Below are 13,370 nucleotides of genomic sequence, written 5' to 3'. Positions count from 1 at the left end.
GGCCGGGGCGGCGGCGGGCACCGCTGCGGCGTCGCCACCGGAGGCGGCGCGCTTGGCGGAGTTCAGACGGCCGCGGAACTGCGACAGGTACTGGGTGGCCGGGTACGTGGCCAGCGCGTCGCGCACCGTGTCCGCCGCCTTATCGAACGCGCCCGTCTCCTGGTACGACTGGGCGAGCAGCAGCATGGCGTAGTCGCGCGTCTTGGACTTCTTGTCGCCTTCCACGAAGCGGGCCAGCAGCGGCACGGCCTTCTCGTGCTGACGCAGCTGGTTGTAGGCGGTGCCCAGGAAGAAGGACGCGTCCAGCGCGTCCGCCTCCTGCGGGTTCATCGCCAGGAAGCGCGACAGGTTCTCCACCACGGCGGGCATCTCGTTCTTGCGGAAGGCGATCTTCCCGCGCTCCAGGGCGGCGTCGCCCGTCTCACGGCGCAGGATGGCGGCGCGGTCGTTGAGGGCCTGGCGCTCCAGCGAGGACAGCTTCTGCGTGTCCAGCTTCACCAGCGCGTCGATGCCCTTGAGGCGCTCGTCGCCCGGCAGCGTGGTCATCATCTTGTAGACCTCGTTGGCGGCGCGCTGGGCCGTCAGGTGCGAGGTGGAGTCCGCGCGCTGCTTCTCCAGTTGCCCGGAGAGGTCCGCGACCTGCTTCTCCAGCCGCTCGCGCTCGTTGGTGTTGCTGGAGCTGCGAGCGCCGTTCACCAGCACCGCGCCACCGACCGCCAGAACCGCGAAGAGCGTGTAGGCCACCGCCGAGGAGAGCCATTGCCGCTTCTGGAAGTCCTCGTGGCGCTTGCCCACCGCCTTCACCTCCGCATGGAGGTTCTTCAGCAGGTTGTCCGTCTTGATGACGAGGTTGCGCGACTCGATGACCTCGCGGCGGAGTTCGGAGAGTTCCTTCTCGAGGTCAGTCTTCGGCTGTTCAGAGGGGGGCATGGACATCTTCCTGGGACCGGAAATGACTTCGGCCGACTCACGCATGCTAGGGGACTCTCCGGGATGAGGGGCGGGTTCTTTTTCCGCTCCCAAACAGGGCCCTTGGTGGCCACCATTCCCCGAAAGTCCCTGCTCCGCGCGCGCTCGCCTGCTTTCGTCTTGGAACTTTCCCGAGCCTCTAGAACGAGGCCATCGGGCGGGACGGATTCGGCGGGAACGTATACGTCACACCGAGCCCGAACCAACTGCCTCCGTGGCTGAAACTGAAGGGCCCGGGCCACTTCGCCGCGTCTGGAGACTCCACGGGGCCGCGCAGGAACATGAGGCGGTATTCAGCGGTGATACCCCACTCCGCGGACAGGCGAAGCGTGGCGCCGAGCGAGCCCACCCAGGCCTGGGTGACATTCTCCTTGAGGGACGAGCCCTCGCGCGTCGAGGAGACGACCGTGGGCCCCGTGAGCACGCCCGCGAAGGGCACCAACCCCTGCGGTCCGATGTCGAGCACGCCCTGGAAGCGCAGGCCGAGGAGCGCGCCGTACGACACGGTGCTGACCTTGCGGGACACGGTGCCGTCGGCCCCGGGCTCGGACAGGCGCAGGTTCTGCGCGGTGCCGAACAGGTCGATGCCCACCTCCACCAGGTCCGACACCGCGTAAGCGAACGAGGCCACGCCGAACGGACCACCCGAGGACTCCGGCGCGCGCTCCAGGCCGTTGCCCGGCCCCTTGGCGCCATACCAGGCGTCGTAGAGCGTGCCGTTGGAGGTGAGGCGGTAGCCGGCCTGCACGGTGATGCGGCCCACGCCGTCCAGGTTGGCGGGAGCCCGCCCCGCGCTCCAATCACCGTCATCCTGGGCAAGGGCGAGGGCTGGCGCGGCGACGAGGGCGAAGACGAGCGGCAGACGGCGGAGCATCAAGGCGCGGATCCCGGGGCTTTCTGCCGGCACGGGCGCTCGCGGCCCGGTGCTACAGGCGTGTCGCACACCGTATCCGGGGGCCATGCCGCGTCAATTTTCCGGCCGTCCCCCACCGTGTCGATTTCGCGCCCTACCATTCGTCGCCATTGTGAACCCGACGTTCCAGGAGAACTCCCCATGCGCTTCATGATGATCGTCAAGGCCAACACCGACAGCGAGACCGGTCGCATGCCCTCGACGGAGGAGCTGACCGAGATGGGCAAGTACAACGAGGAGCTGGTGAAGGCCGGCATCCTTCTCGCGGGTGAAGGGCTGCACCCCAGCTCCAAGGGCGCCCGCGTGGCGTTCTCCAAGACGGGGAGCACGGTGACGGATGGTCCCTTCTCGGAGACGAAGGAGCTGGTCGCCGGCTTCTGGATCATCGAGGTGAAGTCGCGCGAGGAGGCCATCGCCTGGGCGCGCCGCATCCCCTTCCAGGAGGGAGAGGTGGAGATCCGCCAGGTGGCCTCCGCCGAGGACTTCGCGGAAAGCGATCCCACCGGCGAGCTGCGCGCGAAGGAGGAGGCGCTGCGCGCGCAGGTCGAGGCGAAGGCCAAGGCCTGAGCCGTCAGCGAGCGCGCCGCTCCAGCTCCAGCAGCGGCATCTCCAGCACCACCACCGTGCCGTGCGTGCACGGGGGTGTGAAGTCCGCGCGGTCCAATTCGCCCAACAGCGCGCGCAGCTGCGCGTCGGTGAGCGGCGAAGACGATGCGCGCCGCGCGGCGTGACAGGCCATCACGCGCACGGCCTCCGCCAGGCTCGTCACGTCCAGCGGAGCGCTGCGCGGAGGCAACGCGCGCGACAGGGCTTCCAGAAGTGCGCGAGGGTCCACGCCCTCCAGGCCCGCCGGCACCGACTTGAGCGCGAGCGCCGTGCCACCGAAGGGCTCCACGTCCACGCCCAGCTTGAGCAGCGCCTCGCGGCCATCCACCAGCGCCTTCACCGCAGCCAGCGCCAGGTCGACCGTGGTGCCGAACAGCGACGGCGGCGGCGCCTTCGTCTCGTCCTCCAGCCGGCGCAGGTACGCGGTGAGGCGCGCGCGCTCCAGCGCGGCGTGAGGGTCCAGCACCACCAGCGTGCCGCCGGGGCCCTCGCAGACATGGAAGCGGCTGCCCAACAGGCCCATGGGGCGCAGCGCCGCGAAGTAGCCCGGAGGCGGCGCCTCGTTGAGCTGCGGCTGGGCCTCACCGAACCCGAGCGAGCGGCCCGGCACCTGGGGGCCCTGGAACGGACCGGGGAACGCACTTCCCTGCGCTCCACCGTTCGGCGAGAAATAGGACGGCGTCAGCGGGCGCGCGGGCGTGGAGCCGTCGGGGCCTGGTGCGTCCATCGCGGTGGGCAGCGGCGCGCCCCAGGTGGCCTCCTGCGCGCGGGTGAGGAAGCGCTCCACGGCGTGCGCGTAGTGCGCGGCGTCCCGGGGCTGCGGGTTCGCGGCCTGCTCTTCCGGCGAGCCCAGCCACGGGGCCGCGCGCAGCACGCGTGAGAGGGCGGCGCTGATCGCGTCCTGCACGCCACGGGCGTCCGCGAAGCGCACCTCCATCTTCTGCGGGTGCACGTTGACGTCCACCGCGGCGGGCTCCACGTCGATGTGCAGCACCACCACCGGCTGACGGCCCGCGGGCAGGAAGTCCTGGAACGCGCGCTGCACGGTGCTGATGAGGCCGCGGTCGCGGATGTAGCGGCGGTTGACGAAGGTGTAGAGGCCGCGCGCGTTGGGCAGCGTGTACTCCGGCGACGCGAGGTAGCCCGTGACGACGACGCCCAGCCGGCGCTCCTCCACGGGGAACAGGTGCGGGAAGGACGCGGGGCCCAGGGCCGCGGCGATGCGCTCGCGCGGATCATGTTCGGCGGCGGGGCTGGAGAAGAGCTCGTTGCCCTCGTGCGAGGCGAAGAAGCCGACCTCCGGGTGCGCGAGCGCCAGGCGCACCACGGCCTCCTCGCAGTGCTTGAGCTCGGTGGCGCCCTGGCGCATGAACTTGCGGCGCGCGGGCACGTTGAAGAACAGGTCCTCGATGGTGATGACCGTGCCCACGCGGGGCGGCGCGGCCTCCACCGTGGGCGGGCCGCCGCCCTCCACCATGACCTTGGTGCCCTCGTGCGCATCCGGCTCCGCGGTGTGCAGCGTGAAGCGGGACACGGAGGCGATGGCGGGGATGGCCTCGCCCCGGAACCCCATGGAGTCGATGTGGAAGAGGTCGTCCAGTTCGCGCAGCTTGCTGGTGGCGTGGCGCTCCAGACAGAGCGTGGCGTCCTCGCGGCTCATGCCGTGGCCGTCGTCGGAGATGGTGATGCGGCCCACGCCGCCCGCCTCCAGCTCCACGCGCACGGTGCGGGCCCCGGCGTCGAGCGAGTTCTCGCACAGCTCCTTCACCACGGAGGCGGGGCGCTCCACCACCTCACCGGCGGCGATCTTGTTGATGAGCACGTCGCTCAGGCGCGCGATTCGGGACATGGCGATCAACCACCCTCCGCCACCTGGATGACGTTGTCCAGAACATCACGGGCACACGCGGCTGACATTCCTGGACGGCTGGGCTAACACCCGCCCCTGCGAATGGAAGTGATCCGAGCAGGCAAGGGCCCGATGCGTATCGCGGTGACAGGCGCCAGTGGCGACTACGGCAGGCTGCTCCTGCCGAGGCTGGAAGCGGACCCCGGCGTGGAGAGCATCCTCGTGCTGGACACGAAGGAGCCCCACCCGATGAGCAAGGTGGAGTTCCACCGGGTGGACCTCACCCGCTACGACGCGGAAGGTGAGCTGACGGACGCGCTCACCGAGCGCCCCGTGGACGCCCTCTTCCACCTGGCGTTCCTCTTCGGGCCCATCCTCAACGGCCCGCTGGCGCACGAGTTGGAAGTCATTGGCACCATGAACGTGCTGACGGCGGTGGGCCGCGCCCGGCTGCCCCGGCTGGTGGTGCCGTCGCTGACGGTGACGTACGGCGCGCGGGGCAACAACCCGGCGCTCCTGCGCGAGGGCTCCCCGCTGTTCGGCTGTCCGCACAGCCGCTTCGTGAACGACAAGGTGGAGGTGGAGGGACAGGTGCGGGCGTTCCGCGAGCGCAATCCCGACACCCGCACGCTCGTGTTGCGGTTCGCTCCCCTGCTCGGCCCGAGCCTGGACAATCCGGCGACGCGGTTGCTGTCGCACGCGGTGGTGCCCACGCTCCTGGGATTCGACCCGCTCTGGCAGGCGATCCACGAGGACGACGCGGGCCGGGCACTGCACCTGGCCCTGCGGGCGGACACGGCGGGAGAGTTCAACGTCGTGGGGCGCGGGGTGTTGCCTTTGTCGGGGCTCATCCGCCAGGCGGGCGCGCGACCGCTCCCCCTGCCGGGGCCGTTGTTTCGTGGAGCACTTCGCGCGCTCGGGGTGGTGGGGGCGGGCACGTTGCCGGTGGCCCTGCTCGACTACATGCATTACTCCTGGGTCGCGGACGGGGAGCGCGCCGAGTCCGCGCTGGGGTTCGTGCCCCTCCACCATGTCAGGGACGCCGCCTCGGCGCTCAGAAGGAGCCAGTCATGACCAAGGGTGTCCTCGGGAATGATCCCTTCCAGCGGGGCGCCGCGCCTCGCACGGGCGAGGCGAAGGACGACGCGGCCGACCCGAAGGCCGCGAAGAAGTCCGCGTCGTCGAAGTCCGCGAAGGGTGCGAAGTCAGCGGGCAAGGCGAAGCGCGCCAAGGGTGGCGCGTCGAAGTCCGGCGCCCAGGCGAAGGCGCCCAAGGGCGGCAAGGCCGCGGAGGCGAAGCAGGCCGCCGCGACGCCGAAGACGCCCGCCGCCAAGGTCCACATGTTCGAGGCCCGCCCGGACGGACGCGGGAGCGCGAGGCACGAGCAGGACGCGCGCGACGTGGAGCACGCCTCGGGAGCGAAGCACGGGCGTTCGTCCGCGAAGGACCCGCACGCTTCGGGAGGGGCACCGGCCGCGAGGCCTGGCGCCCACGACGCCGTGCACGCTTCAGGAGAGCCTCCCGCTGGCGAGGAGGTCTCGCCCCTGCGCGAGCCCTCCGTGCCGGGCCCCGCCGCCGAGCCTCGGACGTCGCGGCCCCAGGTGCTCGCGGACGAGGTGCGCGGCTCGCGTCCCCAGGAGCGCACGGTGGACCGCGCCCTGACGGAAGCCCTCGCGTCGGACGCTGCGGAGGCCGCGGCGAAGACGGCCGTGGATGAGCTGTTCGAGGGACGCAAGGGGCCGGACCGCGACATCGAGCGCGTCCTCGCGACGGAGCTCGTCGCCGAGGTGGCCGAGTCCGCCGTGCGGCAGGTTCTGGACGACGGCAATGGCGACGCCGCCGAGCGAGCGGTCGCCACCGCCGTCGCGACCCAGGTGGCCGAGGCCACCGCAGGCGTCGCCGTGGACGAGGTGCTGGACCGCCACGCCACCAGCCCCGAGGAGCGCGCCCTGTCCGCCGCTGGCGACGGCGATGCCCTGGACGAAGGCGGCGAGGAGGCCTGGCCCACCGACGCCTGGAGCCGTGACCCGAAGGACGTGCCTCCTCCCGAGGACCTCTGGACCGCGGACGCCTGGCGCCGCGACCCGGAGGGGATGTCCGCGCCGGAGGACCCGGACGAGGAGGACGACCTGGTCACCGGCGTCGAGCGCGTCGAAGAGGACGGCGTGCACATCTCCGTCTCGATCATCGAGGGCGCCGCCCCCACGGACGTGGAGCCGGAGGTGGAGCTGCCGGACGAGTCCCACGACGAGCTGCCTCCCAGCCGCCGGCCCCTGTCGCTCGTGAGCGACCCCGGCGAGGTGCCCCTCCCGGAGGAAGTGGAGCGGGATCCGCAGGGCTTCGACCGTCCGGAGGAATCGGCCCCGCCGTCCGGCTTCGCGGGCCGCGCCGCGGGCATGTTCTCGCTGGCGAAGGAGATCGCCGGCCAGGCGCTCGCGAGCGACGGCCTGGGCCGCGCCGTGGGCGCCATGCACGGCCTGATGGAGGCCGTGCGCACCAGCCTGGGCACTGGCGGTGGCAGCCGGTTGGACGACTACGGCAAGGACGAGGGGCTGGTGGAGAGCCTCCAGCCCGTCCTCGACTTCCTCTACGAGCAGTACTGGCGCGTCTCCGTGGAGGGCGTGGATCAGGTGCCGCGCGGCGCCTCCATCCTCGTCGCCAACCACTCCGGCGCCCTGCCCTACGACGGCCTGGTGATGGCGCAGGCGCTCCTGCGCGAACGCCCGGATTTGCTCGAGACCCGCTGGCTGGTGGAGGATCAGGTCTTCCACGCGCCCATGCTCGGCACCCTCTTCAACCGCCTGGGCGCCGTGCGCGCCTCGCCGGAGAACGCGCTGCGGCTGCTCGATGAGCACCGGCCGCTCGTCGTCTTCCCGGAGGGCTACCAGGGCGCGAGCAAGCCGTTCGCGGAGCGCTACCGCCTCAAGCGCTTCGGCCGCGGCGGCTTCGTGAAGCTGGCCCTGCGCACCGGCGCGCCCATCGTCCCGGTGGCCATCGTCGGCGCGGAGGAGACGTCTCCGCTGCTGGGCCGCCTCCCCAGTGGCTTCCTCGGGTTCCCGTCGCTGCCGCTCACCGCGCCGGGCCCGCTGCCCGCCAAGTGGACCATCCGCTTCGGCGAGCCGCTGACCATGGAGGGACTGTCTCCGGAGGACGCGGACGACCTGGGCGAAGTGCAGCGGCTCACCGAGCGCACCCGCGAGTCCATCCAGGGAATGCTCCAGGCCCTGCTGCGCGAGCGCCGCTCCGTGTTCACGGGCTGAGCTCCGGCTGAGCTTCGAGCGATGCTCCGGGGGCCATCAGCCGCAGATGCGGTTGCGCCCCTGGCTCTTCGCGGCGAAGAGGTGCTCGTCCGCCGTGCGCACCATCTCCGCGGGCTCGCGGTGGTGCGGCTCCAGCGCGGCCACGCCCATCGACAGCGTGACGGGGATGACCTGCTTGTCGAACTCGAAGCGCTGCCGCTCCACCAGCTTGCGCACCTTCTCCGCGAGCTGACGGGCACCGGCCAGGTTGATCTCCGGCAGGAGCAGCGCGAACTCCTCACCGCCGTAGCGGGCGAAGACGTCCTCGCGCCGGATGCGCGTACGCACCGTGGACGCCAGCTGCTTGAGCACCGAGTCGCCCGCCAGGTGCCCGTACGTGTCGTTCACGTCCTTGAAGTGATCCAGGTCGAACATCACCAGCGACAGCGTGCGCTCGTAGCGGCGGCTGCGGGAGATTTCGCGGTCCAGCTGCTCGTCGAAGTAGCGGCGGTTGTAGATCTGCGTGAGGCCGTCCATGGTGGTCAGCCGGTAGATCTCGTCGTGGTACGCCGCCTCGATGTTGCCGCCCGCGATGAACTTGAAGATGGTGCGGCCAATCTTCACCAGGTCGCCGTTCTGCAGCGACCGCGCCGACGACGCGACGTCGTCATTGACGAACGTGCCGTTGGTGGACCCCAGGTCCTCGATGCGCACGCCCTTGGTGGTGTTGGTGATGCGCGCGTGGTTGCGGCTCACCGCTTCCTGATCAATCTGGATGTCCGCCTTGGACGACCGGCCGATCAGCGTCTCCTCACGCGCCAGGTCGTACTTGCGCCCCAGGTCCAGGCCGTAGATGACCACCAGCGCCGCGTCCAGGTTGACGGGGCGCTCGGAGATCTTCGAGATGACGGTGACAACCGTCTCCTTCTGGCCCATGACGCCAAACGTATCACCGCGCAATTCGCGAAAGCGAATTCACGGCCGGAACGGGTGCCCCGCCAGGTCGTAGACGCACTGACACCCCAGCACGTCAGGGCACGCGCACCGTGCGCGCGGCGCTGACGGCGGGCCGCAGCGGCAACCCGAGCCCGTCCACCAGCGACGCCACCAGCGTGACCTCCATCCCGGAGCAGGCGGGCGGAAGGGAGAGCGCCACCTCGCCCGACCGCGTGGCCACGTCGCCGAGCACCACCGAGAGGTCGCAGGCCGGGCCGCCATCACGAACGGTGAGCAGCACCCCGCCCTCGTCGCCATTGCCTGCGTCCGTCCCCACCTGGAAGCCGTCCACCCGCACGCGCACGGTGGCGCCGCGAGCCAGCGACGCGCCCTCGGAGGGTGCCAGCCACGTCACCTGGGGCCGGCCGTAGTTCAGCGTGGACGCGGCGCGCACCGACGAGGCGAGCAGTTCGGGCGCCATGCCCCCGGACTCCGCCAGCGTGGAGAGGTTCGTCGAACGGCCCTCGGACATGGCCACGTTCAACGCCTCCACCGACAGCGATGCGCGCGAGCCCTCCGTGTCGCCCTGGAAGGTGCGGTCCTCCAGGCCCGAGGGAGGCAGCGGCAGGCGCACGCCGGTCACGGAGCGGCGGCTGTCCGCCCAGACCGTCCAGCGCCGGCCGGCCACGTTGGTGAAGGTCGCGCGCACGATCGTCGCACCCAGCAAGGAGGTGTCCATCCGCCACTCGCGCGGCAGCAGGCCGTGCCACGGCGATGCGTCCGGGTTGTAGTGGGCGCCCTCCGGGATGCCGAGGAACGCGTCCGCGAGCGTCACCGGCGTCGTGCCCTCTGGATCGAAGTGGGGCGCATCCAGCGGGGTCATCACCGCGCTGGTGGCGAGGCCCACGGGCTCCTCACCGCCCAGCGCTCCCGACGACGCGACCGCGACCAGCCGGTACGCCTGTCCCTCCAGGCCGTGATGGGCCGGCGCCATGCGCACGCGCACGAGGCCCGGAGAGGACAACAAGGGCTGCGTGTCCGTGTTCGGATCCACCGGATTGGCGTTGACGGCGGCGCCCAGGCCCAGCGGCACCGTGCCCTGTCCGGGCGCTGTCACCGAGCCCACCACCAGCGCGCGCGACAGGTAGCTGTCGCGGAAGCGTGGAAGCGGCGGGACGCGCACCACGAACGGGAAGGCCAGCGGCACCTGCTGGAAGTCCAGCGACGTGAGCGGCCCGCTGGGAGGAATCTTCCCCTCGATCGGCGCATGGAGGGGGAAGCGAACATCGCGCTGGACGGCGGAGGAGAACCGCCCGGACTGCGGTAGCGCGCGCGCCAGGAGCAGCAGCGGATCCGTGCCCGGATCCATCATCCCCGCCGGAAGCTCGCCGGACGGCACCTGGGCGGTGAGGGCCCAGGCGGTGCGAGTGCCACAGGTCCCCGAGCGCGTGGCCGTCTCCGGATCCGTTCCGTCCGCGAGGGCCGCGTCGCACACCCCGGAGATGCCCGGCACATCCACGGACTCCGGCGGCAGGACGCCGAGCCCGTTCACCCAGACGCTGGCGGGCAGCTGGAACTGGCGCGTCACCCCACGGAGCGTGAGGTCCACATCCCGATCGGATCCCTGCACCTGGGCGGAGGCCGACTCGGACAGGAGCCCCGGCACGGACAGCCCCGCCATGCCCAGGGACAGCGCGCCGCCCACGCCCACGGGTGCCAGGTGGGTGAACCGGGCGCGCACTCCGCCCACGCGGTCCGCCGGGTTGCGGCGCAACGGCAGCCGCAGGTCCCGCGTGCCGGTCATGTCGTAGTTCGCCACGGTGAGGTAGCCGAAGTCCGGGTGGAAGACAGACACCGTCGAATCGCTCCGGGCCACCAGCACGGCCACGCCCAGCGCATCCGTGGACTCGCGCGCTGTCGCGCCCCCCAGCGCGTCCGCCACCACCACCGAGGCCCCCTCGACGGGGTAGCCCGTGAGCGCGTCCGTCACCACCACCCGCACCTGCCCCGAGGCCGTATGCGGGGGCAGCACGGTGACGCGCGCACGGCACGTGACGTTGCCCAGCCGGGCCTCCACCGCCTCCACCTCCGCGCCCGCCGACTCCAGAGTGAACGTGGCCCCGGAGCCCGTGCCCCCGCCCTTCACGCGCGCGGACACGGCGGACCAGGCGAGCCCGTTTCGAGGGACGAAGGGCTGGCCCGTGACATCGGACATCCAGGCTTCGAAGCGCAGGGTGGTGCCCACGGGCGCGATGATGCGCTCGGGCACCACGCGGCAAGCCGCTACGGTGGACGACGGCGGGGGCGGCCCACAGGCGCCGTCGCGGCACAGCTCCCCGTCCTCGCAGTCACTGTCGCCGGTGCAGAGGGCGGGAACGCAGCGGCTGGCGTCACAACGGCAGCCCAGCGCCTGCGACTCACAGGCGGCGATGGCGTTCACCTCTCCGCGGCGCTTCACCGAACAATCGAGGTCCGTCCGGCACGAGGGCTCACAGCGCGACAGGGCGGTGTTGCAGAAGAACAGCGCCGGATCCCCGCAGTCCTGATCCACCGTGCAGAACGCGTCCGCCCAGCCCCCGTGGATGAACGGCGCCTCCATGTCGGACATCGCGCAGCCCATGGCGCACGCCAGCAGGCATGCGAGCACGAGGCCGGGGGACCGGACCGGATGGGGGATGGAACGCATGGGAACTCCGAGGGGGACCGGCCTTGTCCCGACCTTACAGGGGGAAGGCCCGCGACGCGACCGGCGATGGCACCGCAACCGCTTTCGCTGGAAGCCTGGAACCGGGGCGGAACCGGGGTCCTGGGAAAATCAGACGGGCGGGCAGGTAAGTGTCGGTTGGCTTCCGTCGCCAGGGGTTCCAGAATCGGACCGACGATGGCACGCGCTGAACCGAAGACCTTGGAGAGCCTGCTGCCCCGGGTGCTGGCGCGCCTGGCGGGAGAGTCAGGCCGCGCGTCGTCGCTGATGCCGCTCTGGACCGCCGCGGTGGGAGAGAACATCGCGCGCCACAGCCGTCCTCACCAGTTGGACGGAAGCACGCTGATCATCACCGTGGAGAGCGCCGAGTGGGCTCAGGTCCTCTCCCGCCAGGCCGACTCCCTGCGCGAGCGGTTCAACGAGAAGCTGGGCGCTGGCACCGTGAAGACGCTCGTCTTCCAGTTGGAGTCACGATGAGGCGCGCGCTCCTGGGATTGCTGCTCGCTGGCGCCGCCGTCCTCCCCGCATCCGCCGCGCCGCCGTCCCCGGCGGTGGCCTCCGTGTCCGTTCCCTCCCAGGAAGGACAGGACAGTCCGCCCCCTGTCCCGGAGGAGACGCCCCGGGCCCAGGAGGCCCGGGCCCGGCTGCACGTGCAGCGCGAGTTCGAACGCGTGGGCCGCCGCGCCCCCACGAACGACAAGGCGCTGGAGGCCGCGGCCCGGAGGCTCGCGCGCGAGGCACTGAGCGAGTTCACCACCGGAGCCCCGGACCTGCTCACGTTGACGGAGGCGGTCAGCGACTCGGGCGCCGCGGATCCGTCCCCGAAGGTGCTGGTCATCCGCGCCTGGGTGCACTCGCACGCCATCGAGACGTTCCTCGCCCGCACGGACTTCAACGACGAGCGCGTGAGCCACTTCGGCGTGGGCGTGGCCTTCCTGGGCGAGCGCGCCGCGCTGGTGCTGCTCGTCGCGGACCGCAAGGCGGAGGTGCTCCCCTTCCCCCGGACCATCGCCAAGGCCGGGACGGAGAAGCGCGTGTGCGGCCGGCTCGTGCCGCCGCTGCTGAGCCCGCAGGTCTTCGTCACCCGGCCGGATGGCGAGGTGGAGGCCGTGGCCCTGAGCCGCGCGCCCTCCGGCACGAATGGTTTCTGCGCCCTGGTGGGCTTCGACAGCCCCGGCAGCTACACCGTGGAGGTGGTGGGCCAGGCGAACGCGGGGCCGGAGGTGACGTCGCTGTTCCTCGTGCAGGTGGGGGCCCGTTCCGCGCGCGGCGGACAGGAATCCCAGCGCGAACCCACCACGCTGGCCGAGGCCCGCACCGCCCTCTACGAGCGCATCAACACCCTGCGCCGCGCCTACCAACTGCCGGAGCTCACGCCGGATCCGACGCTGGAGGACGTATCGCTGCGCTACAGCACGCGCATGGCGACGGAGGGCTTCTTCGCGCACATCGCGCCGGACGGCTCCACGCTCACCCGCCGCCTCCCGGAGGGCGCGCGCTACGTACGCGCCGGAGAGAACCTGGGGCTGGCGGCGGGTCCGCTCGCGGCGCACTTCGGCATCGAGCACAGCCCCGGCCACCGCAAGAACCTGATGGACCCCGCGTTCCGCTTCATGGGCGTGGGCGTGGCCTTCCAGAAGGTGGACGGCCGCGACCAGGCCATCGTCACGGAGGTCTTCACCGCGGCCTCGCCCGGCGCGGCGCTTCCGGCGGACCCGGTGTCGGATGTCTACGACGCGCTGTCCCGGCACCGCGCCACGCTCAAGCTGCCGCCCCTGGTGCGCAGCGAGGCGCTGGAGCGGCTGGCGCGCGACCACGCCCGCCGTGCGCAGGCGCAGGACGAGCCCACCGCGGGAGACGGCGACCCGTCCCCGCTGCACGAGCGGGTGTTCTCCGCGCTGCCGGACGCGGGCACCGCTTCGGTGGACTTCTTCGTCGTGGGAGACCCGGGCGCCGTGCCGGAGTCACGCAGCCTGGCCACGGCCACCTACACCCGGGTGGGTGTGGGGCTGGTGCGAGGCGACTCCAAGCGCTTCGGCCAGGGCCAGTACTGGGTGGCCGTCATCTACGCCGCGGTCCCCTGAAGCGTTGGCTTCGGAAGAGAACGTCGACGCGAACGCCGGCCACGACCGGGCTTCGGGCGTGACCGGGTGC

At 71.7% G+C, this 13,370-nt stretch carries 10 protein-coding genes; 5 read left to right on the top strand and 5 right to left on the bottom strand.

The window, feature by feature from the left end; genetic code table 11:
* Both D7V77_RS19010 and D7V77_RS19005 read right to left on the bottom strand, forming a co-directional pair.
* Positions 1 to 930, bottom strand: a 930-nt coding sequence (locus D7V77_RS19010; RefSeq protein ID WP_233597099.1) for a tol-pal system YbgF family protein, incomplete at its 3' end; no start/stop codon positions are given.
* Between the two features lie 178 nt (positions 931 to 1,108).
* Complete coding sequence (locus D7V77_RS19005) at positions 1,109 to 1,843, bottom strand: hypothetical protein (RefSeq protein ID WP_120577703.1); 735 nt, start codon at positions 1,841 to 1,843, stop codon at positions 1,109 to 1,111.
* 180 nt (positions 1,844 to 2,023) lie between these two features.
* Here D7V77_RS19005 and D7V77_RS19000 point away from each other — a divergent pair, with 180 nt between their 5' ends.
* Positions 2,024 to 2,449 carry a YciI family protein gene (locus D7V77_RS19000; protein ID WP_120577702.1) on the top strand — a complete coding sequence of 142 codons (426 nt, stop codon included), beginning with the start codon at positions 2,024 to 2,026 and terminating at the stop codon, positions 2,447 to 2,449.
* A gap of 4 nt (positions 2,450 to 2,453) precedes the next feature.
* On the opposite strand, the gene mutL is transcribed toward D7V77_RS19000, so the two are convergent.
* Complete coding sequence (gene mutL, locus D7V77_RS18995; protein ID WP_120577701.1) at positions 2,454 to 4,337, bottom strand: DNA mismatch repair endonuclease MutL; 1,884 nt, start codon at positions 4,335 to 4,337, stop codon at positions 2,454 to 2,456.
* Positions 4,338 to 4,439: 102 nt separating this feature from the next.
* On the opposite strand from mutL, the gene D7V77_RS18990 reads away from it, so the two are divergent.
* Both D7V77_RS18990 and D7V77_RS18985 read left to right on the top strand, forming a co-directional pair.
* Positions 4,440 to 5,411: an SDR family oxidoreductase gene (locus tag D7V77_RS18990; protein WP_120577700.1), complete on the top strand. Its 972-nt coding sequence runs from the start codon at positions 4,440 to 4,442 to the stop codon at positions 5,409 to 5,411.
* Positions 5,408 to 7,597: a lysophospholipid acyltransferase family protein gene (locus tag D7V77_RS18985; protein WP_120577699.1), complete on the top strand. Its 2,190-nt coding sequence runs from the start codon at positions 5,408 to 5,410 to the stop codon at positions 7,595 to 7,597. The genes D7V77_RS18990 and D7V77_RS18985 overlap by 4 nt, the downstream gene beginning before the upstream one ends.
* Positions 7,598 to 7,633: 36 nt before the next feature.
* Here D7V77_RS18985 and D7V77_RS18980 read toward each other — a convergent pair whose 3' ends face one another.
* On the bottom strand, positions 7,634 to 8,512 hold the full coding sequence (locus tag D7V77_RS18980) for a GGDEF domain-containing protein (protein WP_120577698.1): 879 nt from the start codon (positions 8,510 to 8,512) through the stop codon (positions 7,634 to 7,636).
* Between the two features lie 94 nt (positions 8,513 to 8,606).
* Positions 8,607 to 11,198, bottom strand: coding sequence for a carboxypeptidase regulatory-like domain-containing protein (locus D7V77_RS18975; protein WP_120577697.1), 2,592 nt, complete (start codon positions 11,196 to 11,198; stop codon positions 8,607 to 8,609).
* 195 nt (positions 11,199 to 11,393) lie between these two features.
* Here D7V77_RS18975 and D7V77_RS18970 point away from each other — a divergent pair, with 195 nt between their 5' ends.
* The gene (locus tag D7V77_RS18970) at positions 11,394 to 11,693 is read left to right on the top strand and encodes a DciA family protein (protein ID WP_120577696.1); all 300 of its coding nucleotides are present in this window, start codon (positions 11,394 to 11,396) and stop codon (positions 11,691 to 11,693) included.
* The gene (locus tag D7V77_RS18965) at positions 11,690 to 13,300 is read left to right on the top strand and encodes a CAP domain-containing protein (RefSeq protein WP_172814104.1); all 1,611 of its coding nucleotides are present in this window, start codon (positions 11,690 to 11,692) and stop codon (positions 13,298 to 13,300) included. The genes D7V77_RS18970 and D7V77_RS18965 overlap by 4 nt, the downstream gene beginning before the upstream one ends.
* Positions 13,301 to 13,370 lie beyond the last annotated feature (70 nt).

The organism is Corallococcus sp. CA041A (assembly GCF_003612075.1).
GTDB classification, from domain to species: domain Bacteria; phylum Myxococcota; class Myxococcia; order Myxococcales; family Myxococcaceae; genus Corallococcus; species Corallococcus exiguus.
Note: the sequence above shows the minus strand (reverse complement) of the source record. Positions and strands in the feature narration are given on the sequence as shown.